The sequence below is a fragment of the Geodermatophilus sp. SYSU D00079 genome (assembly GCF_054050635.1).
Genome location: NZ_JBJGZS010000017.1, coordinates 39,412 through 60,879 on the forward strand (window position 1 = coordinate 39,412; position 21,468 = coordinate 60,879).

Genomic DNA, 21,468 nt, shown 5'->3' on the forward strand with positions numbered 1-21,468 from the left:
TCCCTCACCAGCGGCGGAGGACCCGCGCCGGTGGGGTGAGGTGCCCGTCCCCCCGTCGGGGAGCGGTAGCTTGCGGTGCCGCCAGCGAGGCTCGGGAGGGCGCGTGCTGTTCTTCGTCGGTCGGCTGGCCCGGCTGCTGCGGCTGCGGCTGCGCGGGTGGCGGTTGCCGCTGGCCGTGGCGGTCGGGGTGTTCCTGACCAGCTGGCTGGCCATGGCGCTCGTCGAGCCCCCGGGCAGCGAGATCGTCCGGCCGGGCGACTACTGGTGGTACTTCGTGGTCACGGCCGCCACGGTGGGCTACGGCGACCTCTTCCCCGTGTCGGCCGGCGGCCGGGTGGTGGGGCTGTACGTCATCGTGGGTGGCATCGTCACGTTGACGTTGCTGTTCACCCGGCTGGCCGAGGCGCTGCAGTCGGTCCGGGGCAGGCGGCTCAGAGGAGGGGTGACGCTGGACCTGGACGACCACGTCGTGCTCCTCGGCTACTCCCCGGGGCGGACCGAGCGGATCGTGGCGGAGCTGACGGCGGAGGGCCGCCAGCAGGTGGCGCTGTGTGCCTGGGACGAGGTCACCGAGAACCCGGTGCCCCACCAGCCCGCCGTGCACTTCGTCCGCGGTGACCTCACCGGCGCCGACGTCATGCACCGGGCCGGGGTCGCCCGGGCGCGGACCGTCGTCGTCGACGCCCGGGACGACAACGAGGCCCTCGCCGTGGCGGTGGCCGCGGACCACGCCAACCCGCGGGCGCACCTGGTGGTCGCGGTGCGTGACCTCCGGCGCCGGGAGAACCTCCGCTACGTCAACCCGGACGTGCAGGTCGTGCAGTGGCACATGCCGTTCCTGCTCACCGAGGAGGCCAACGACCCCGGCATCACCGAGATCTACAACGAGCTGATGACCGAGGGCGGCTCCGGGAACACCTACTCGGTGCGGCTCCCGGCCGGTGCGCCGCCCGCGCCCTTCGGCGAGGTGCAGAGCCGCTTCGGCCGCGAGTTCGGGGCCACGGTGCTGGCCGTCCGGTGCGCCGACGAGCTGGTGGTGAGCCCGCCGTGGGACCGGCCGGTGCCGCCGGGGGCCACGCTGTACTACGTCGCGCGGCGGCGGATCGACGCCGGTCGCCTGACCGCGGGCCGCTGAGGACCGGTGCCCGGGCGGCGCCGTCCGGTCACCCGCGCAGCTGCGTGCGGAGGGCCTCGACCTCGGCGGTGAGCGCGCCCACCCGTTCGCTGGCGGTGCGGGCGGTCGCCTCGGCCGCGGTCGCCCGGGCGGTGGCGTCCTCGGCGCGCTGAGCCGACCGCGCCGCGGCGGTCAGCGCCTCCTGGCGGGCCCGCTCGGCGGCCGCCGCCCGCTCGTCGGCCTCCCGCGCGGCGGCGCGGGCGGTCTGCTCGGCCTCCCGGGCGCGGTCCCGGTCCCGCTCGGCGTCGCGGGCCTGCACCCGCGCGGCCTCCGCGGCCGCGCGCGCGTCGTCCCGCGCGGTGAGGGCCTCGTCGCGCTCCCGGGTCCGCGTCCGGACGGTCTCGGCGAGGGTGCGCTCGGTGACGGCGGCCTGGGCGCGGGCCTCGACGAGGTCGTCGTGCTCGCGGGCGGCGTCCGCGCGCGCCTGCGCCTCGGCCCGGCGGGCCAGGTCGGCGTCCTGCTCGGCCGCCCGCCGGCGCAGGTCCGCGTCGGCGGCCCGCGCCTCGGCGGAGGCGCGCTCGGCCTCGGCCCGGTCGCGGTCCTCCTCCGCCTGGCCACGGCCGGCCTCGGCGGCCGCGCGGGCCGCCTCGGCCAGCTCCGTGCGGTGCCCGGCCTCGGCGCGGGCCTGCGCGACGGCCCGGTCCGCGGCCGTCCGCGCCGCGTCGGCGGCCCGCTCGGCCGCCTGCCGCGCCTCCTGCGCCTGCGCGCCGGCCTGCTCAGCGTGCAGGGCCCGCTCCTCGGCCCGTAGCTGCGCGGCGTGGGCGGCGTCGACCTCGGCGCGGGCCTCGGCGATGCGGGCCTCCACGCCCGCCTCGTCCCGGTACCCGGCCAGCGCGTCGGCGGCGCCGGTGAGCAGGGCGGCCTGCGCGTCGGCCGCGGCGGCGGCCTCCCGGGCCGCCACGGCCCACTGCCGCACCAGGTGCCGCACGCGGCCCTCCGGCGGGAGGTCCTCGGTCAGCGCCGCCGTGGCGGCCAGCCGCGCGGCCCGCGGCCCGGTGGCCCGCACCCGCTCCTGGCGCGCGCTCTCCGGGTTGTGCGCGGGATCCGCGCAGAACTTCGGCGACGGACCGCTGCGGCCGGGGGTCCGGGGGCGCCGGGGCTCCGGGCAGCCGGGAAAGGCGCAGGCCTCGGGTGACGCCGGTTCCGGCGGGCTGGTCATGCGGTCGACGATAGATGGATGGATGGGGCCACATATCCAGTCCGTCCATGTGTTCGGCAATTGCTTCCGAGAAGCACTTCTTCTGCGAAGTGATCGGATGCGGTCCGGTCGGCCCTCCGGGAGACTGCGGAGGTGCACCCGGAGCCGTCCCGCAGGCGCGACGCGCCCGGCGCAGCCGCCCCGGCCGGCGACCGGGCGCTCGCACCCGCCGACCTCACCGCCGTCGGTTCCTACGTCGCCGCCGCCCAGGCCGACTCCACCCGCCGGGCCTACGCCCGCGACGTCGCCGCCTGGACCGCCTGGTGCGCCCGCCGGTCGCTGCCCGGCACGCTGCCGGCGGACCCGCTCACCGTCGCGGCCTGGCTGGCGGCGATGGCCGACGGCGGGCACAGCCCGCGGTACGTCGCCCGGCGGCTGTCGGCGCTCAACGACGCCCACCGCACCGCGGGCCACCCCGCGCCGGGGGAGAACGAGGGCGTGCGGCGGACCCTCGCCGGGATCCGCCGCACCGCCGCGCGGTCCGGCCACCGGCCCCGGCGCGCCCGCGCGGTGGACACCGCGACCGTCCGGGCCCTCGTCGAGGACCTCCCGGACACCCTCGCCGGCACCCGCGACCGGTGCCTCATCCTCCTCGGCTACGCCCTGGGGCTGCGGGCCTCGGACCTGTGCTGGCTGCGGGTCGAGGACCTCACCCCGGCCGGGCACGGCGGGCTCGACGTCCTGGTGCGCTTCTCCAAGACCGACCAGGAGGGCGCGGGGGACACCCTGGCCCTGGCCGAGGGCGTCCGCGCGGTCACCTGCCCGGTGCGGGCCGCCCGCGCCTGGCTCACCGCGCTGGCCGGGCAGGGGATCACCGCCGGGCCCCTGTTCCGGTCGGTCGGCAAGGGCCGCAACCCGCGGCTGGGGGCGGCCCCGCTGACCACCCGCAGCGTCGACCTGGTCCTGCGGCGGGCCGCCGAACGGGCCGGCGTCTCCCCGGAGGGGCTCTCGCCGCACTCCCTGCGCCGGGGCTTCGCCACCACCGCCTACGCGCAGGGCGTGCCGGAGAAGGAGATCAGCCGCACCGGCCGGTGGCGGTCCCTCGTCGTCCGCTCCTACGACGCCTCCGGCCGCTGGGCCGACCCGGCGTCCGGCTCCCTGGGGCTGTGACCGCGGCGGCAGGGGTCAGCGGCGCGGGCGCCGGCCGATCCTGGACCCCAGCCAGGTGAGCGGGTCGTAGCGGCGGTCCACCACCCGCTCCTTGAGCGGGATGATGCCGTTGTCGGTGAGGTGGATGCCCTCCGGGCAGACCTCGCTGCAGCACTTGGTGATGTTGCAGTAGCCCAGGCCGAACTCATCCTGCGCGGCGTCGCGGCGGTCGCGGACGTCGAGCGGGTGCATGTCCAGCTCGGCCAGGCGGATGAGGAAGCGGGGCCCGGCGAAGGCCCGCTTGTTCTCCTCGTGGTCCCGGATCACGTGACAGGTGTCCTGGCACAGCCAGCACTCGATGCACTTGCGGAACTCCTGCGACCGCTCCACGTCGACCTGCTGCATCCGGTGGTGGCCGTCGGGGTCCCGTGGCTGCGGGGTGAAGGCCGGGATCTGCGCGGCCTTCTCGTAGTTGTAGGACACGTCGGTGACCAGGTCACGGATCACCGGGAAGGTCCGCAGCGGGGTCACGGTGACCGTCTCGTCCTCGGCGAAGGTGCTCATCCGCGTCAGGCACATCAGCCGCGGGCGTCCGTTGACCTCCGCGCTGCAGGACCCGCACTTGCCGGCCTTGCAGTTCCACCGGACGGCGAGGTCCCCGGCCTGGGTGGCCTGCAGCCGGTGGATGACGTCGAGGACCACCTCGCCCTCGTGCACCGGGACGGTGAACGTCTGCAGGTCGCCGCCGGAGGCGTCGCCGCGCCACACCCGGAACGTGGCGTCGTAGCCGCCGCTGCTGCGCCGGTCGCCCTCGTCGACGGCGCCGACGCTGGGTTCGCCCGTCTCGGTCACGCGTCCTCCTCGTGGGCGTCGCTCACGCCTGCTCCTCGAAGATCTCGGCGAGCTCCGGTGGCATCTCCGGCAGCGCCTGCCGGGTCACCGTCACACCGCCGTCGGGCGTGCGGGTGCAGACCAGGTTGGTCCGCGCCCACTCGGCGTCGGCGGCGGGGAAGTCGTCGCGGGTGTGCCCGCCGCGGCTCTCCTCGCGCTCCAGCGCCGCCCGGGCGATGCACTCGCTGACCAGCAGCATGTGCGGCAGGTCCAGGGCGATGTGCCAGCCCGGGTTGTACTGCCGGTGGCCCTCGACGGAGAGCGCGGCCACCCGCTGCTTGAGGGCCTCGATCCGCTCCAGCGCCCGCTCCATCTCCGGCGCCGTGCGGATGATGCCGACCAGGTCGTGCATCGTCTGCTGCAGCTCCTGCTGGACGGTGTAGGCGTTCTCCCCGCCCTCGCGTTCGAACGGCGCCAGCGCCGCCGCGGCCGCGTCGGCCAGCGCGACGTCGGCCAGCTCCACCAGGCCGGCCCGCTTGTGCGCGTGCTCGGCGGCGGCCACCCCGGCGCGCCGGCCGAACACCAGCAGGTCCGACAGCGAGTTGCCGCCGAGCCGGTTCGAGCCGTGCATCCCGCCGGCGACCTCCCCGGCGGCGAACAGGCCCGGGACCCGCGCCGCCTCGGTGTCGGGGTCGACCTCCACCCCGCCCATCACGTAGTGGCAGGTGGGCCCGACCTCCATCGCCTCGGCGGTGATGTCGACGTCGGCCAGCTCCTTGAACTGGTGGTACATCGACGGCAGCCGCCGGCGGATGTAGTCCGCCGAGCGGCGCGAGGCGATGTCGAGGAAGACGCCGCCGTGCGGGGACCCGCGGCCGGCCTTGACCTCGCTGTTGATCGCGCGGGCCACCTCGTCGCGGGGGAGCAGCTCGGGCGGTCGGCGGTTGTTCTTCTTGTCCTCGTACCAGCGGTCGGCCTCGTCCTCGGTCTCCGCGGTCTCCTTGCGGAAGAAGTCCGGGATGTAGTCGAACATGAACCGGTTGCCCGAGGAGTTCTTCAGGACGCCGCCGTCGCCGCGGACGCTCTCGGTGACGAGGATGCCGCGCACCGACGGCGGCCAGACCATCCCGGTGGGGTGGAACTGGACGAACTCCATGTTGACCAGCGAGGCGCCGGCCTGCAGCGCCAGGGAGTGCCCGTCGCCGGTGTACTCCCAGGAGTTCGAGGTGACCTTGTAGGCCTTGCCGATGCCGCCGGTGGCCAGCACCACCGAGGGCGCCTGCCAGGCGACGAAGCGGCCGGACTCCCGCCAGTAGCCGAACGCCCCGGTGATCCCCTCGTCGTCGGTGAGCAGCCGGGTGACCGTGCACTCCATGTACACGTCGATGCCGAGGGCCACGGTGCGCTGCTGCAGCGTGCGGATCAGCTCCAGGCCGGTGCGGTCGCCGACGTGGGCCAGGCGGGCGTACCGGTGACCGCCGAAGTCGCGCTGGCTGATCAGCCCCTCGGGGGTGCGGTCGAACAGCGCGCCCCAGTCCTCGAGCTCGTGCACCCGGTCGGGTGCCTCCTGCGCGTGCAGCTGGGCCATCCGCCAGTGGTTGAGCATCTTCCCGCCGCGCATGGTGTCGCGGAAGTGCACCCGCCAGTTGTCGTCGGGCCAGGCGTTGCCCATCGCCGCGGCGATCCCGCCCTCGGCCATCACCGTGTGCGCCTTGCCCAGCAGGGACTTGCAGACGACGGCGGTGCGGGCGCCCTCCTCGTGGGCGGCGATGGCGGCCCGCAACCCGGCCCCACCGGCGCCCACGACCACGACGTCGTACTCGTGCCGCTCGAGCTCCATCAGAAGAACCTCAGATCCGAGATCGTGCCGGTGGCGAGGAGGAAGACGTAGAAGTCGGCGAAGGCGACGCCGAACAGCGAGATCCAGGCGTACTTCATGTGGTTGGCGTTCAGCCGCGACACGACCGTCCAGAACCGGTAGCGCACCGGGTGCCGGGAGAAGGAGTTGAGCCGGCCGCCGACGATGTGCCGGCAGGAGTGGCACGACAGCGAGTACAGCCACAGCAGGGCGGCGTTGGCCAGCAGCACCAGCGTGCCCAGGCCCATGTGCCCCCAGGCGCCGGTCTCGTCGCGGAAGGCGAGCACCGCGTCGTAGGTGAGGACGACGTTGAAGACCAGGCCCAGGTAGAAGAAGTAGCGGTGCAGGTTCTGGCCGAGCAGCGGCAGCCGCGTCTCACCGGTGTAGCGCCGGTGCGGCTCGGCGACCGCGCACGCCGGCGGCGAGAGCCAGAACGACCGGTAGTAGGCCTTCCGGTAGTAGTAGCAGGTCAGCCGGAAGCCCAGCGGCACGACCAGGATGTAGATGGCCGGGGAGATCCAGGCCGGCCCGGTGAACCACTCGGGGAACGTGTCGCCCTCGCACGCGGTGGTGATGCACGGCGAGTAGAACGGCGAGATGTAGGGCTCGGAGAAGTAGTGGGCGTTCTGGAAGGCGCGGAACGTCGAGTAGACGATGAACGCGACCAGCGCCACGACGGTCAGCAGGGGCTGCAGCCACCAGCGGTCGGTGCGCAGTGTGCGGGCCTCGATGGCCGCGCGCCGTGGCGGCACCGCCCCGTTGCCCCCGCCCGGGGTGACCGCCCCGGTCCCGCGGGGCGCGGTGGTGGTCACGACGCCGTCCGGCCGGACCCGCCCAACCCGTCGTCGTCGCCGTCGCCGTAGACGACGGCGAAGGGGTCGTACACGGCCCGGGCCCGGGCACCGCACAGCAGGGTGAGGTCGTCGCGGAGCCGGCCGACGTCGACCCGCAGCCGGCGGGAGTCCACGGTGTCACCGAAGTACCTGGTCAACGGTGCGCACGCCTGCTCGAGGGCGTCGACCGCCCTGCGAGCCGCCGCCACGTCCTGCTCCAAAGACATCGCTGCCCCCAGATCGCTGCGAACGCCGCCGGGCCGGCGGTGGAGGGCAGTCGACCACGGACGTCGTGCTGGGGAAAGGGGCTGGGTCCCGGGTCTTCGGTCCCCGCCGCGCGGTGGACGGCGGACGGACCGGGCGTGCGCCGCCGCGGCCGACGGGGTTCCGCCGCGCCGCCGCCCGGAGGACGCTGGGCCGGTCCCGGTACGGGGCGCGCGGCCGGTGTCCGGCCGGGCGCGGGGCCCCGGACCCGTCCCGGTCGGCACCGTCCCGGTCGCCGTCCGGCCGATCGTCGGGAGACCTCCCATGCGCCGTCCGGCCGCCACCTCGTTCGTCCTCCCGTGCGTGGTCCCCCTGCTCCTCGCAGGGTGCTCCGCCGCGACCGGGTCCGAGGACGGCGGAGGAGGTGGCGGCGGAGGAGGTGGGCAGGAGCTCACGGCGCGCCTGGTCGACGCCGAGGGCACCGAGGTGGGCACGGCCACCCTGGAGGACGCCGACGGCGGCGTGCGTGTCTCGGTGGAGGTGACCGGCCTGCCGCCGGGGTTCCACGGGTTCCACCTGCACGCGGTCGGCCTGTGCGAGCCGGACAGCGCCAACCCCGCCGACCCGGCCACGCGGGGCGACTTCCTCTCGGCCGGGGGGCACATCGGCGCCGGGGAGGCCGACCACGGCGAGCACGCCGGCGACCTCCCGGTGCTCCTCGTCGACGGCTCCGGCGCCGGGACCCTCACCGTCGTCACCGACGCGCTGTCCACCGACGACCTGACCGACGACGACGGCAGCGCGCTGATGGTCCATGCCGGCCCGGACAACTACGCGAACGTCCCCGAGCGGTACGCGCCCGCGGGACCCGACGAGACGACCCGCAACACCGGGGACGCCGGCGGCCGCATCGCCTGCGGCCCGGTGGGCGACTGACCGGGCAGGGGGAAGGCCATGACCAGGAGCCGGACCGCACCGCGCGGGGCCGTCGTGGCCACTGCGCTGCTGGTCCTCGCGACGGCACCGACCGCGGCGGCCGCCGCCCCGGCGGGCCCGCCCCGGGGTGATCCCGGTGTCGTGCTGAGCTGGAACGCCATCGCCTGGCGCACCATCGGCGTCGAGGGCCAGAAGCCGCCGCCGGTCGCCCAGCTCTACCTCGGCCTGGTGTCCACGGCCGTGTACGACGCGGTGGTCACCGCGGCGGACGACGACGCCGCCGCGGACGTGGCCGCGGCGACGGCTGCCCACGACGTGCTGGTGGAGTACTTCCCGGCGTCCCGGGCCGCCCTGGACGCGGACTACGACGCGTGGCTCGGCGGCGTCCCGGACGACGAGGCGCGGCGGTCCGGCCAGCGGGTCGGGGCCGGGGCCGCGGCCGATCTGGTCGCGGCCCGTGCCGACGACGGGCGGGACGCCCCGATCACCCTCCCCACGCCCGAGGACCCGCCCCCTGGCCGGTGGGTCCCGACCGGCAGCGGGGAGATGACGGCCCCGTGGCTGGGCTTCACCGAGCCGCTGGTCGTCGACTCGCCCGAGCAGTTCGCCACCGACGGTCCCGACCCGCTGGACAGCGAGGCGTACGCGGCCGACCTCGCCGAGGTGGCGTCGACGGGGTCCGCGACGAGCGCCGTGCGGACCCCGGAGCAGACCGAGCTGGCCCTCTTCTGGAGCGACAACCCGATCCGGCAGTACCAGGACGGCATGCGGGAGCGGGCCCTCCGCCAGCAGATGGGCATCGGGGAGACGGCGCGGATGTTCGCCGCCGCCAACGGCGCCGGTGCCGACGCGCTGATCACCTGCTGGCGGGTCAAGTACGAGACGCCCTTCTGGCGTCCGGTGACCGCGATCCAGCAGGCCGACCGGGACGGGAACCCGGCCACCGCCCCCGACCCGGGGTGGACCTCGCTGCGACCGGCCCCGCCCTACCCGGACAACCCCAGCGGCCACGGCTGCGTGAGCACGGCGGTCGCCGAGACCCTCGAGGGGCTGTTCGGCCGCGGGCAGGTGGACCTGCAGGTCGCCAGCACGGTCACCGGCACCGCGCGGGCCTACGACGACGCCGACACCTGGCTGGACGAGGTCGTGGACGCGCGGATCTGGCTCGGCATCCACTTCCGGGACGCGATGGACGACTCCCGGGAGATCGGCCGCGGGGTGGCCGGGGCGGTGCTCGACGAGTTCGGAGCCGCCCGGTGATGCCCGACGCCGCGGCCCGGCCCTGACCCGTCGCCGGCCGGCACGCCCCGGTCGGTCCCGGGAGGTCCTGCCCGCGCCCGGCGCACGGGGCAGACTCGCCCCATGACGAGGGTCGGCCTGGTGCTGGGCGCCGGGGGCGTCGTCGGTCAGGCCTACCACTCGGGGGTGCTGGCGGTCCTGCAGCACGACCTCGGCTTCGACGCGCGGACCGCGGACGTCGTCGTCGGCACGTCGGCCGGGTCGATCACCGGCACGCTGCTGCGGCTCGGCGTCTCGGCGGAGGACCTCGCGGCCTGGACGGTGAGGGCCCCCCTGTCCGGCGACGAGGACGTGCTGCGCCAGATGGCCGGCACCCCCGTGCCCGACCTGGCCCCGTTCAACCCGCTGCACCTGCTGCGCCGCCCCCTGCGCGTGCCCGGCCGGCACATGGTCGGGCGGGCGCTGACCCGGCCGTGGCGGTTCCGGCCGCTGGCCGCGGGCATGTCGCTGGTGGCCCCGGGGCGGCACGACGTCGTCGAGCAGCTCGCCGCGCTCCGGGAGCTGGAGCAACCGGGGTGGCCGGACCGTCCACTGTGGATCTGCGCGGTGCGCCGGCGCGACGGGCGGCGCGTCGTCTTCGGCCGTCCGGGCGCGCCCGAGGCGCCCGTGCACCTGGCGGTGGCGGCGTCGTGCGCGGTGCCCGGGTACTTCGCCCCGGTCGGCATCGACGGGCACGCCTACGTCGACGGAGGCGTGCACTCGCCGACCAACGCCGCGATCCTGCGGGGACAGCGCCTGGACCTCGTCGTCGTGATCTCGCCGATGAGCGGCCCCGCCGGACTGCGCCCCGACGTCTACGCCGCCTCGCGCCGGCACTCGGCCCGGCTGCTGCGCCGTGAGGTGGCGGCCCTGCGCGCGACCGGCGTCCCGACGTTCGTCTTCTCCCCGGGCGCGGCGGAGCAGGAGGCCATGGGCAACGACATGATGTCCCGGCGCCGCCTGGACGAGGTCGTCCAGCAGTCCTTCCTCGCCGCCGGTGCGCAGGCGGCCACCCCCGCGCTGGCCGCCCTCGTCCGCAAGGCGGCGGAGGCGGACGGGCGCTGACCGGCGGACCGGTCGGTCAGGCCGCGGCGTCGGCCCGCAGCCGCACCGGGAGCCGGGTGAGGCCGCGCATGAGCAGGCTGGCGCGCCAGGTCAGCTCGTCGGGCCGGCAGGCGAGGGCGAGGTCGGGGAACCGGGTGAGCAGCGTCCGGAAGGCCACGTCGCCCTCCAGCCGGGCCAGCGGGGCCCCGAGGCAGTGGTGCAGCCCGAAGCCGAACGCCAGGTGGCCGCCCGCGTCGCGGTGCAGGTCCAGCTCGTCGGGGCGGGCGAAGTGGTCCGGGTCGCGGTCGGCCGAGGCCAGGGCGACGAGCACCACCTCGCCGGCCGGGATGGTCGTGCCGCCGATCTCGACCGCCTCGGTCGTGTGGCGGAAGGTGGCCAGGTCGACCGGCCCGTCGAAGCGCAGGAACTCCTCCACCGCCCGCGGGGTCAGGTCGGGGTCGGCCCGCAGCTCGGCCAGCAGGTCGGGGCGGCGGAACAGCGCGAGCACCCCGTTGCCGATGAGGTTGACCGTCGTCTCGTGGCCGGCGACCAGCAGCAGGAACGCCATCGCCACGGTCTCCTCCGGCGAGAGCCGGTCGGCGTCGTCGGACGCGGCGACGATCGCCGAGAGCATGTCGTCGGCCGGCCGGGCCCGCTTCTCCGCGACGAGCCCACCGAGGTACTGCGCCATGGCGGCCGCGGCCGCCGACCGGTCGGCCGCGGCCCCGTCGGAGGACAGCAGGGTGTTCGACCACCTGCGGAAGCCCCGGCGGTCGGCGTCGGGCACGCCGAGCAGGTCGCAGATGACCGCCATCGGCAGCGGGAAGGCGAAGGCGTCGAGCAGGTCGACCTCCGGCGGACCGGCGGCCATCCGGTCGGCCAGGCCCGTGGCGAGCTCCTCGATGCGCGGGCGCATCCCCGCGATGGCCCGCACCGTGAACGCCCGGCTCACCAGCTTGCGCAGCCGGGTGTGGTCCGGTGGGTCGCTGCTGAGCATGTGCCGGGTGAGCTCCTCGGCGAACACGGCACGCCGCTCGGCCGGCACCGGCTGGGCGCCCAGCACCCGGGCGAAGCTGCCGGCGTCCTTGGCCAGCCGGGGGTCGGTGAGGGCCTGCCGCACGTCGTCGTAGCGGGTCACCAGCCACACCGGCAGGCCCACCGGGGTCCGCGCCCGCGCCACCGGCCGCTCCGCCCGCAGGCGCGCGTAGAGGGCGTAGGGGTCGGCGAAGAAGGCCGCGTCCAGCTCCACCACCGGGTCGGCAGCGGGTGCCGTGGACGACCACCGTCGGTCCATCGCCCGAGAGTCCCCGGACGCCGCGGGCGGGACAACCCCTTGTCGGTGCCGTCCCGCGGAACGGCCGCGGGGCGCGGCGGCCGGAGTAGCGTCCGGGGCGCTTCGCCGGGGACGACGGCGGGAGGCGACCGTGGGTGGGACGTCGCAGGGACCGGTCCAGGACGGCCGTCCGGTCGTCGTCGCGCTGCGGGAGCTCGACGCCGGGGCGGTGGAGCGGGCCGGCGGCAAGGCCGCGAACCTCGGCGAGCTGATCGGCGCGGGGCTGCCGGTGCCCGACGGCTTCTGCGTGACCACCGACGCCTACCGCGAGGTGGCCGCCGCGGCCGGCCTCACCGACGTCCTCGACGAGCTGGCCGGCCTCGGCGCCGACGACCGGGACCGGGCGGTGGACCTGGCCGCCCGGGCCCGGGAGCGGGTCCTCGCCACGCCCGTGCCGCCGCACGTGGCGGCCGCGGTCACCGCGGCCTACCGGGAGCTCGGGGAGCAGACGCCGGTGGCCGTCCGCTCCTCGGCCACCGCCGAGGACCTCCCGACCGCCAGCGCCGCCGGCCAGCAGGACACCTACCTCGGGGTCGTCGGTGCCGAGGCCGTCCTGGACGCGGTGCACCGCTGCTGGGCGTCCCTCTGGACCGACCGGGCGGTCGTCTACCGGGTCGGCAACGGGGTCGACCCGGCCTCGGCCCGGCTCGCGGTCGTCGTGCAGCGGATGGTGGACGCCGCGGTGGCGGGCGTGATGTTCACGGTCGACCCGGTCACCGGGCGGCGCGGGGAGACCGTCGTCGACGCCAGCCCCGGTCTGGGCGAGGCCGTGGTCAGCGGAGCGGTCAACCCCGACCACTTCGTGCTCGACAGCAGCACCGGCGCGGTCCTGGAGCGGCGCCTCGGGGACAAGCGCCTGGCCGTCCGGGCCCGGGCCGGTGGCGGGACCGAGGCAGTGCCCCTGCCGGCCTCCGACCGCGCCAGCCTGTCCGACGACCAGCTGCGCGCCCTGGTCGCCCTCGGCAACCGCGTCCAGGAGCACTACGGGTACCCGCAGGACACCGAGTGGGCCCTCGACGCCTCCGGCGCGCTGTGGCTCACCCAGGCCCGGCCGGTCACCACGCTGTTCCCGCTCCCCGACGGCGACCCGGCGCGGCCCGGGCTGCGCGTCTGGTTCTGCTTCAGCCTCGCCCAGGGCCTGACCCGCCCGTTGACGCCGGTCGGGCGGTCCGCGATCCGCGTGGTCGGGTCGTCGGTGGCCGCCCTCTACGGCTCCCGGCCGGCCGACCCGGTCGCCGGGCCCCCGGGGCTCCGGGACGCGGCGGGCCGGCTGTTCCTCGACATCACGCCGATCGTGCGCAGCACCGCCGGACGCGCCGTCTTCCCCCGCGTGCTCGACGTGATGGAGGCGCGCTCGGCCACCGTGCTGCGCGAGCTGGCCACCGATCCCCGGCTCTCGGTCGTGCACCCCTCGTGGTGGCCGGTGGTGCGCCGGCTCGCCTGGGTGGCGGCCCGGTTCGGCGTCCCGCTGCAGGTCGCGCAGGCGGTCGCCCGCCCGGCGGCGGCCCGGCGCCGCCTGGACCGGCTCGGCGCGCGGCTGCGGGCGCGTCCGGTGCTGCCCGCGTCGGCGCCGCCGCGTCAACGGCTGGCCGCCGTCGTGGAGCTGCTCGGCTCCGCCGCGGTCCGGATCGCGCCGCGGGTGGTACCGCCGGCCGCCACCGGGTTCGCGCTGCTGTGGCTGGCCGGCCGCCTGCTCGGTCCCGACGCGCGACCCGGGGACCTCGCGACGGTCCTGCGCGGCCTGCCGCACAACGTGACGACGGAGATGGACCTGCAGCTGTGGGACCTCGCGACCGCGGTCCGGGCCGACGCCGCGGCCGCGTCGGCCCTGGGCGGGACGCCGGCCGCCGAGCTCGCCGCGCGCTGCCGGGCCGGGACGCTGCCGCCGGTGCTGCAGGACGGGCTCCAGGGCTTCCTCGACCGCTACGGCCACCGCGCCGTCGCCGAGATCGACCTCGGGGTGCCCCGCTGGTCGGAGGACCCCACGCACGTCCTCGGCGTCCTCGCCAACTACCTGCGGCTCGACGATCCCGACCGGGCGCCGCGCCGGGTGTTCGACCGCGGCGCCGCGGAGGCCGAGGCGATGGTGGGGACCCTGACCGGGCGGGCCCGGCGGCGCGGCCGGCTGCGGGGGCGGGCCGTGGGACTGGCGCTGGACCGGGCCCGGCAGCTGGCCGGCATCCGGGAGCTGCCCAAGGCCCTGATCGTGCTGGTGCTGGCCCAGGCACGCCGCGAGCTGCTGGGCGTCGGCGCGGACCTGGCCGCGGCGGGCCGGCTCGCGGACGCCGAGGACGTCTGCTTCCTCGACCTCCGCGAGGTGGCCGAGGGGCTCGACGGCCGGGACCTGCGCGACCTCGTCGCCAGCCGCCGTGCCGGCCACGACCGCGAGACGAGGCGCCGGCACGTGCCCCGCGTGCTGCTCAGCGACGGCACCGAACCGGAGGCGCGCAGCGGGACCGCCCTGGCGGCGGACGGCGCGCTGGTGGGCACCCCGGCGTCGGCGGGGACCGTGACCGGGACCGCGCGCGTCGTCCTGGACCCGGTGGGGGCGCACCTGGTGCCCGGGGAGGTCCTCGTCGCGCCGTCCACCGACCCGGGCTGGACCCCGCTGTTCCTCACCGCCGGTGCGCTGGTCATGGAGATGGGCGGGGCGAACTCGCACGGGGCGGTGGTCGCCCGCGAGTACGGCATCCCCGCGGTGGTCGGCCTGCCGGAGGCGACCAGCCGGTTCACCACCGGCCAGCGGCTCACCGTCGACGGCACGCGGGGGCGGGTCACCGTCGCGGAGGAGGAGCCCGCGCGCTGAGCCCGGGTCAGACGAGGACGCGGCGGCCGTGGACCGGGTCGGCGGCCTCGGCGGCGAGCAGGATCCGGCGGGCCGGGCGGTAGCGGCCCTCGCGGAGGCTGCGGGCCTTGTCCGGGTCGGTCCGGGCCAGCTCGGCGCTGGCCGCGAGGTCGTGCCCGTTGCCGGCCAGCTGCACCAGGCGGCCCAGGGGGTGGGCGGCGGAGCGGCGGATCAGGCCGGCGATGAAGGGCTCCCCGGGACGCCGGGTGACCGCGTCGACCGCCTCGACCACGACCTCCGGGACGCCGAGGGCGCGCAGCCGGTCGAGGTCGTAGCGGCGGGCCGGGTCGGGATGGTCGCGGGTGTGCTCGACGATGTCGCGCAGCAGGCCGGCCATCTCCGCGTAGGGGCCGTGGGGCCGCAGCGTCTCGGCGATCGGGCGCAGGTGGGCCAGGTAGTGGTCGCGGCCCTGCGCGTCGACCTGCCCCTCGTGCGCCGCCAGCGCCAGCAGGTGCGCGTCGGCCACGGTGAACGCCACGACCCCGAGGCTATGCCGGGCGGCGGGCCGGGGCGCGGCCGTCCCCGCTCCTCCGCCGGTACCGGGGGCCGATAGCGTCCCGCCGGATGCCGCGGCGCGTGCCCGACCCGGCCGCGCACCACGACGAGCGAGGAGCGCCCGTGTCCCTCTTGCACCAGCAGCCGCCCGGGAGCCGGGTGCGACGGTCCGCCCGCGACGCCGTCCCGGGGAGCACGCGGTGAGCACGCTGCGGTCGCGCTGGGCGGCGGGGGAGGCCTGCCACGGCCTGTGGAGCCAGCTCCCGGGTGCGGTCCCGGCGGGGTTGCTGGCCGGCACCGGCGCCGACTTCGTCGTCCTGGACCTGCAGCACGGCGCGGTCGGCGAGGCGGACCTGCCGGGCGTCACCGCCGCGGTCGTCGCGGCCGGCTCGGTGCCGCTGGTGCGCACCCGCAGCCCCCACCCCGCCGACGTGGGGCGCCCGCTGGACCTGGGCGCGCACGGGGTCGTCGTCCCGAGCATCCGGGACGCCGCCCACGCCCGCGACGTCGTCACCAGCTGCCGGTACGGGCCCGCGGGCACCCGGTCGATCGGCCGGCTGTCGGGCGGCTCCGCCGAGCCGCTGGTCGTCCTCATGGTGGAGACGGCGGGCGCGCTCGACGACCTCGACGCCGTCCTCGCCCTGGAGGGCCTGGACGGGGTCTACGTCGGCCCGGGCGACCTGGCGCTGTCCCTGGGCCGGGCCGGCGAGGACAGCCGGGACCACGTGCGCGGCGTCATCTCCTCGATCGTCGCGCGCGCGGTGGCCGCCGGCGTGCCGGTCGGGGTGCACGCGTTCAGCGGGGCGGAGGCCGCCGCGTACGCCGCGGAGGGCGCCACCATCGTCACCGCCGCGATGGACACCACCTGCCTGCGGGCGGTCGCGGAGGAGCACCTGCGCGTCGCCCGGGGCGGCTGAGCGGGGCCGACACCGGGGCGCCCCGGGCCGACACCGCTGCGCCCCCGGCGCCCGGCCGGTGCCGCGACGGGCCATGGTCGGTGGCCGCCGGGCCCTTGGTCATGACCAGCCGGGTCGTTCGTCACCAGCCTCCGGTGTGTCGCGCGGGCTGCGCAGCAAGCGGGTGACATGCGGGTGCCCCAGCCACCAGCATCGGCCCTGCTCCGTCATGGGGGGCCTGGCCAGGCGGTTCGAGCGAGGTGGCGGTGACGGACCTGACGACGGCACGGGCCCCCGGGTCCGACGGCCCGGACCTCGTTCCCGACGTCCCCGACCGACCCGAGCCGCGACCGGGCACCCCGCCGCTGGACGCGGCCGGCGTGCCCCTGCCCCGCCTGACCAGCCTCGCCCGGCTGACCCCCGCGCAGGCCCTCGAGGTCGGGGCCCAGGTGCTCGCCGAGGCGGCGCGGGGAGAGGGGACGGCGGCCGGCGACGGCCGGGTCCCCGTCGAGCGTCTCGTCGTCGGTGCCGACGGGCGGGTGACCCTCACCCCTCCGGTGCACGGGAGTCCCGACGGTCGACCCGGTACGCCCGTCGCGGCGGTGCTCGCGGACGTCGCGGCTGGCGCCCGCGTCCGCCCCCGCCGCGCGGACCCGGCCGCCGAGCGGCTGCTGGCCCCGCTCGACCGGGCGGCGAGCGACCTGGCGGTGGAGGGGGTCGCCGAGGTCGCGCGGACGCTCGCGGAGGCGGCCGTCGCCCTCGACCGCGCAGCCGTCCGCAGCGAGCTCGGCGCACTGGTGCGGGCCGCCGGCGGTGCCGTGGCGCCGGGCCGCGGACCCGGGGCGGCCGGGCGCCCGGTGGACCGCCCCGCCGCCGGCCCGGTGGCGCGCGCCGGCGCCGGTGCGGCGCGCAGCCCGGTGCGGCGGATCGGCGCGTGGCTGCTCTCGGTGGTGGTCCTCGCCGGGGTCGTGACGCTGGAGGTGGTGCTCCTGCGCGACGACATCGCCAGGGACATCGGCCTGCTCCTGGACGCCGGGCGCAGCGGGTCGGCGCCACCCACCGCCGCGGAACCCGACGGGTTGCCCGTCGTGCCGCCCGCCCCCGCGGCGGCCGGGGCCGTGACCGGCGTCGACCTGCGCCCGCTGTCGCCCTGCGCGCCCGGGGCGCCCTGCGACCTGCGCCTGCTCGTGCAGGTCGCCCCGGGAGCCGAGCCGCAGGTGGTGACGTGGTCCTACCGGGTCGTCGACCGGTGCACCGGGGCCACGGAGACCGCGCCGGGCGGGACCGTCACCGTGCCGGCCGGCGGGACCCGGGCCGCGGCCGTCGGCATCCTCCCGCTCCCGGCCGGCCCGGCGGTGGCGGTGCTCGCGGTCACCGACCTGCCGGCCACCGCCGCCTCCTCGCCCGTGCTCGTCGGCTCGTGCCGGCCCGACCCCGGGGCCCGGTGACCCCACCGGAGGGAGGACGCCATGCCGATCTCGGGCCCGGCCGGGCCGCCGATCGACGGACCCCGGAGGCCACGGCGGACCCGGGAGCAGCGCCGAGCCCTCCGCAGTGGCGCGTTCGACCTGCTCGCGGTCGCCGCCGCGCTGGCCCTGGTCGGGCTGGGCCTGGCCAACCTGTACCTCGTCGGCGCCACCGAGCTGGCCGCGCGGCAGGCCGTGATCGCCGCCGGCGGGGTGCTCGCCCTCGCGGTGTTCTGGCGGGTCCGCGTGCGCTACCTCGGCGTCCTGGGCTGGGCCGCCTACGGCGCGGCCGTGCTGTTCCTCGTCGGCGTGCTGACGATGGGGCTCTCGGCGAACGGCGCCACCCGGTGGATCGCGATCGGCTCCCTGACCTTCCAGCCCTCCGAGCTGGCCAAGCTGGGGCTGCTCCTGGTGCTGGCCGCCGTCCTCGGCTCGGGCCGGCCGGCGTGGCAGCGCTTCTCCCTCGCCGTCGCCCTCGCCGCCGTGCCCATCGGGCTCACGCTGCTCCAGCCGGACCTCAGCACCACCACGCTGCTGGTGGTGCTGGCCGGGGCCATGCTCGTCATCGGTCGCGTCCCGGCCCGGTTCCTGCTGCCCCTGGTCGCCGCGGCGGCGGTCGCGGCGCCGCTGCTGATCAGCCTGCTGCGGCCCTACCAGGTCGAACGCCTGGGCACCTTCCTCGTCGGCGCGCACGAGTCCCCCACCGGCTCGGGGTGGGCGCTGCGGCAGGCGCACATCGCCGTGGGCTCCGGAGGGCTGTTCGGACGGACCGACGACCCCCTCCGCGGCCTGCGCGCGCAGTACCTGCCCGAACGGGACACCGATCTGGCGCTGGCCAGCCTGGTGGGGCAGTGGGGACTGGTCGCCGGCGCCGGCGCGGTGCTCGCCGCGATCGTCCTCGTCTGGCGGCTCGCGCTGGCCAGCCGGACCTCCCGCACCCCGCACGGCGCGCTCGTCGGCGGGGGGCTGGCGGTGCTCATGGGCGTGGAGATCGTCGTCTCGGTGGGGGCCAACCTCGGGCTGCTCCCGCTGGCCGGCGTCCCGTTCCCCCTGCTCAGCTACGGCGGGACGGCGCTCGTGGTGCACCTGGCCGCGATCGGGGTGGTGCTCGCCGTGCGGCGGGACGGCGCCCGGCGGCGGCTGTGGGCACCCGACCGGTACGCCGCGCGACCACGGCTGGTCCGGGTCACCGCGCTGGCCCTCTCGGTGCTGCTGGTCTCCTTCGGCGTCTACGGATGGCGCCTGCAGCGCACCCAGGGCGAGGCCCTGCAGGTGGTCGGGCAGGAGCAGATGACCCGCTGCATCCGGCTGCCCGCCGCGCGCGGCGCGATCACCGACCGGCACGGCGAGCCGCTCGCCGTGAACGCCGCGGACGTCGGCCGCGGCGTCGACCGGGTGCTCGTGGTGCCCGCCCTGCTGCGCACCCGGCCCGCCGACGTCGACCGGTTGGCCGACCTCACCGGCCGGCCGCGCGCGGACCTGCACGCGGAGATCGCGGCGGCGGAGCCCACCACACTCTCCCTGCCGGTGGCCGAGGTGCCCCGGGAGGTCGGTGCCGCGGTCACCGCGGCCGGGATCGCCGCCGTGCTCGTCGTCCCGGAGCCGCGCCGCAGCTACCCCCAGGGCGCCCTGCTCGGGCCGGTGCTCGGCTTCGCGGGGGTGGCCACGCCCGAGGACGAGGAACGCTGGCCCGGCCTGCCGAACGGGGAGTTCGTCGGCCGCGCCGGCCTGGAGCAGCAGTACGACGCGGTGCTGCGCGGCATCAACGGGCGGCAGTGCGTGTACGTCGACCCCACCGGCGTGCCGGCCGCGCTGGGGGAGCGGCGGGACCCCGTGCCCGGTGCCGAGCTGCGGCTGTCGATCGACCTCGGCCTGCAGCGGCTGCTGGACAGCGGTCTGGCCGCGGCCGTGCGCGCGCAGCCCCGGCCGCAGGGCAAGATCGGTGCCGCCGTCGCGATGGACCCCAGGACGGGGCAGGTCCTCGCCATGGCCAGCACCCCGTCGTACGACAACAACGTCTACGGGCCCCCCGTGGACGCCGCCGCGCTGCAGGCCCTGGCCGACGCGCCGGGGTCGCCGATGCTCGAGCACGTCACCCAGGCCGTCGCGCCCCCGGGGTCGACGTTCAAGCTGGTCGTCGCCGCGGCCAACCAGGCCCACCCGGTGTTCGCGCCACGCCGGGCCATCCCCACCGGGGCCAGCTTCACCTACGGCGGCCACACGTTCGGCAACTGGAAGCCGATGGGGCCGATGGACCTGGTGGAGTCGCTCGCGATCTCCAACGACGTCTACTTCTACAAGCTCGCCCTCGCCCTCGGCGCCGAGAGGATCGCCGAGACCGCCCGGACGCTCGGGGTGGGCGAGCCCACCGGGATCGACCTGCCCGCGGAGTCCGCCGGCTACCTCGGCACCCCGGAGTCGGTCCGGGCGCGAGGGGGCACCTGGTACGGCGGGTCCACCGTCATCCTCGGCATCGGCCAGGGCGAGATCCAGGTCACGCCGCTGCAGAACGCCCGGTGGACCGCCGCCCTCGCCACCGGGAGCCTGGTCACCCCGCGGCTGGGGCTGGCGATCGGCACCGACGCCGGCACCTTCACCGCCCTCCCCGCGCCGGCGGCGACGCCGCTGCCGTTCGCCGGTGAGCTGGGGCCGGTCCGGGACGGGATGCGCGCGGCGGTGACCGGCGGCACCGCCGCCCGGCTGGCCGACCTCCCGGAGCCGGCCGGCGCGAAGACCGGCACCGCCCAGGACGGCGGCCTGCGCGCCGACGAGTACGACAACTGGATCTCGGCCGCGGCCCCGGTGGACGCCCCCGAGATCGTGGTGACCACGCTGGTGCAGGGCCCGGGCACGGGCGCCAACACCGCGCGGAACGTGACGGCCGACGCCCTGCGGCACTACCTGGAGCACCGGTCCGACGTGGTCGGCACCGGCCCGGTGCAGCTGCCGTGAGCGGTCAGGTCCGGCCGTAGGCGGCGAGCAGCGGGCGGTCGCGCAGCGCCCGCGCGGCGCCCTCGGCCACGCAGGTCAGCGGGTCCTCGGCCAGCTTGACCGGGAGCCCGAGGCTCCGCTCCAGCTCCTGGGCGAAGCCGGGGACCAGCGCGGACCCGCCGAACACCAGCACGCCCTCGGCCAGCACGTCGGCGATCGCCTGCGGCGGCAGGTCGTCGAGGGACGCGGCGAGGGTCCGGACGATCTCGTCGGTGATCGGACGCACCGCGTCGGCGACCTCGGCCGCCTGCACGGTCGCCAGCCGCGGGCGGCCGCTGGCGGCGTCCCGGCCCTGGACGACGAGCGAGCCGCCGGGGTCGGACCCGGAGCGGATCTTGACCTCCTCGGCCTCCAGCTCGCCGACGTGCAGCTGGTGCTGCTCGCGCAGGTGGCGGGAGACGGCGGTCGTCATCTCGTCCCCGCCCAGCTTGCTGGTCCGGTGGGCGAGCACCCCGCCGAAGCAGAACGCCACCGCCTCGGCGGTGCCACCCCCCACGTCGACGACCATGTGCACGCGCCGCTCCAGCGGGTCGATGCCGCAGCCGACCGCGCCCGCGATCGACTCGTCGAGCGCGGTCACCGGGCGGATGCCCGCCTCCTCCGCCGCCTCGAGCAGCGCGCGGTTCTCCAGGGCGGTGGAGCCGGCGGGCACCCCGATCACGGCGCGCACCGGGGCCCACACCCGCCGTCCGGCCTTCTGCAGGACCAGGCGCAGGTAGAGCCGGGCGGTCTCCAGGTCGGTGACCACGCCGTCGTGCAGCGGCCGGACCGCGGCGAACCGGGAGGGCGCGCGGCCGAGGAGGTCCGCCGCCTCGCGCCCGACGGCGAGCACCTTCTCCCGGCGGGCACCGCCGCGGCGCAGCAGCATGACGGTCGGTTCGTCGAAGACGATGCCGCGGCGGACGTCGCTCACCACCGTGTTGGCGGTCCCGAGATCGATGCCCAGATCCACCCGTGCCTCCTGACCGCCGGCTGCCGGACCAGTCTGGGGGTGCGC

At 77.0% G+C, this 21,468-nt stretch carries 17 protein-coding genes; 9 read left to right on the forward strand and 8 right to left on the reverse strand.

What is annotated here, in order from left to right; genetic code table 11:
* Positions 1 to 103 precede the first annotated feature (103 nt).
* Entirely contained in the window at positions 104 to 1,135 is a 1,032-nt protein-coding gene (locus ACI79E_RS14670) for an ion channel (protein ID WP_456933294.1), read from the forward strand.
* 28 nt (positions 1,136 to 1,163) lie between these two features.
* Here the strand turns inward: ACI79E_RS14670 and ACI79E_RS14675 are convergent, their stop codons facing one another.
* Complete coding sequence (locus tag ACI79E_RS14675; RefSeq protein WP_456933295.1) at positions 1,164 to 2,333, reverse strand: hypothetical protein; 1,170 nt, start codon at positions 2,331 to 2,333, stop codon at positions 1,164 to 1,166.
* A gap of 132 nt (positions 2,334 to 2,465) precedes the next feature.
* Between ACI79E_RS14675 and ACI79E_RS14680 the strand changes: the two genes are divergently transcribed.
* A complete protein-coding gene (locus ACI79E_RS14680) occupies positions 2,466 to 3,482 on the forward strand; it encodes a site-specific integrase (protein ID WP_456933296.1) in 1,017 nt (338 codons plus the stop codon).
* 15 nt (positions 3,483 to 3,497) lie between these two features.
* On the opposite strand, the gene ACI79E_RS14685 is transcribed toward ACI79E_RS14680, so the two are convergent.
* From ACI79E_RS14685 to ACI79E_RS14700, 4 genes are read right to left on the reverse strand one after another with little or no spacing between them, the layout of a single operon-like run.
* On the reverse strand, positions 3,498 to 4,313 hold the full coding sequence (locus tag ACI79E_RS14685) for a succinate dehydrogenase/fumarate reductase iron-sulfur subunit (protein WP_456933297.1): 816 nt from the start codon (positions 4,311 to 4,313) through the stop codon (positions 3,498 to 3,500).
* Positions 4,314 to 4,335: 22 nt separating this feature from the next.
* Positions 4,336 to 6,132: a fumarate reductase/succinate dehydrogenase flavoprotein subunit gene (locus ACI79E_RS14690; protein WP_456933298.1), complete on the reverse strand. Its 1,797-nt coding sequence runs from the start codon at positions 6,130 to 6,132 to the stop codon at positions 4,336 to 4,338.
* Entirely contained in the window at positions 6,132 to 6,962 is an 831-nt protein-coding gene (locus ACI79E_RS14695; protein WP_456933299.1) for a hypothetical protein, read from the reverse strand. The genes ACI79E_RS14690 and ACI79E_RS14695 overlap by 1 nt, the downstream gene beginning before the upstream one ends.
* Positions 6,959 to 7,210 carry a hypothetical protein gene (locus tag ACI79E_RS14700; RefSeq protein ID WP_456933300.1) on the reverse strand — a complete coding sequence of 84 codons (252 nt, stop codon included), beginning with the start codon at positions 7,208 to 7,210 and terminating at the stop codon, positions 6,959 to 6,961. The genes ACI79E_RS14695 and ACI79E_RS14700 overlap by 4 nt, the downstream gene beginning before the upstream one ends.
* A gap of 301 nt (positions 7,211 to 7,511) precedes the next feature.
* Between ACI79E_RS14700 and ACI79E_RS14705 the strand changes: the two genes are divergently transcribed.
* From ACI79E_RS14705 to ACI79E_RS14715, 3 genes are all read left to right on the forward strand, one after another.
* A complete protein-coding gene (locus ACI79E_RS14705) occupies positions 7,512 to 8,123 on the forward strand; it encodes a superoxide dismutase family protein (RefSeq protein WP_456933301.1) in 612 nt (203 codons plus the stop codon).
* An 18-nt stretch (positions 8,124 to 8,141) separates the two neighbouring features.
* Positions 8,142 to 9,383 carry a vanadium-dependent haloperoxidase gene (locus ACI79E_RS14710; RefSeq protein WP_456933302.1) on the forward strand — a complete coding sequence of 414 codons (1,242 nt, stop codon included), beginning with the start codon at positions 8,142 to 8,144 and terminating at the stop codon, positions 9,381 to 9,383.
* Positions 9,384 to 9,485: 102 nt separating this feature from the next.
* Entirely contained in the window at positions 9,486 to 10,466 is a 981-nt protein-coding gene (locus ACI79E_RS14715) for a patatin-like phospholipase family protein (RefSeq protein WP_456933303.1), read from the forward strand.
* A gap of 16 nt (positions 10,467 to 10,482) precedes the next feature.
* On the opposite strand, the gene ACI79E_RS14720 is transcribed toward ACI79E_RS14715, so the two are convergent.
* Positions 10,483 to 11,739 (reverse strand): cytochrome P450 family protein, encoded by a 1,257-nt coding sequence (locus ACI79E_RS14720; RefSeq protein ID WP_456933304.1) that lies wholly within the window; start codon positions 11,737 to 11,739, stop codon positions 10,483 to 10,485.
* A gap of 130 nt (positions 11,740 to 11,869) precedes the next feature.
* On the opposite strand from ACI79E_RS14720, the gene ACI79E_RS14725 reads away from it, so the two are divergent.
* Positions 11,870 to 14,584 carry a PEP/pyruvate-binding domain-containing protein gene (locus ACI79E_RS14725; RefSeq protein WP_456933305.1) on the forward strand — a complete coding sequence of 905 codons (2,715 nt, stop codon included), beginning with the start codon at positions 11,870 to 11,872 and terminating at the stop codon, positions 14,582 to 14,584.
* Between the two features lie 7 nt (positions 14,585 to 14,591).
* On the opposite strand, the gene ACI79E_RS14730 is transcribed toward ACI79E_RS14725, so the two are convergent.
* On the reverse strand, positions 14,592 to 15,101 hold the full coding sequence (locus ACI79E_RS14730; protein WP_456933306.1) for a phosphohydrolase: 510 nt from the start codon (positions 15,099 to 15,101) through the stop codon (positions 14,592 to 14,594).
* Between the two features lie 217 nt (positions 15,102 to 15,318).
* Between ACI79E_RS14730 and ACI79E_RS14735 the strand changes: the two genes are divergently transcribed.
* The 3 genes from ACI79E_RS14735 (at position 15,319) to ACI79E_RS14745 (ending at position 20,432) form a co-directional block, all read left to right on the forward strand.
* The gene (locus ACI79E_RS14735) at positions 15,319 to 16,035 is read left to right on the forward strand and encodes an HpcH/HpaI aldolase family protein (protein ID WP_456933307.1); all 717 of its coding nucleotides are present in this window, start codon (positions 15,319 to 15,321) and stop codon (positions 16,033 to 16,035) included.
* A gap of 245 nt (positions 16,036 to 16,280) precedes the next feature.
* Complete coding sequence (locus ACI79E_RS14740) at positions 16,281 to 17,462, forward strand: hypothetical protein (RefSeq protein WP_456933308.1); 1,182 nt, start codon at positions 16,281 to 16,283, stop codon at positions 17,460 to 17,462.
* A gap of 21 nt (positions 17,463 to 17,483) precedes the next feature.
* Positions 17,484 to 20,432, forward strand: coding sequence for an FtsW/RodA/SpoVE family cell cycle protein (locus tag ACI79E_RS14745; RefSeq protein ID WP_456933309.1), 2,949 nt, complete (start codon positions 17,484 to 17,486; stop codon positions 20,430 to 20,432).
* Between the two features lie 4 nt (positions 20,433 to 20,436).
* Here ACI79E_RS14745 and ACI79E_RS14750 read toward each other — a convergent pair whose 3' ends face one another.
* Positions 20,437 to 21,423: a rod shape-determining protein gene (locus ACI79E_RS14750; RefSeq protein ID WP_456933310.1), complete on the reverse strand. Its 987-nt coding sequence runs from the start codon at positions 21,421 to 21,423 to the stop codon at positions 20,437 to 20,439.
* Positions 21,424 to 21,468: the final 45 nt, after the last annotated feature.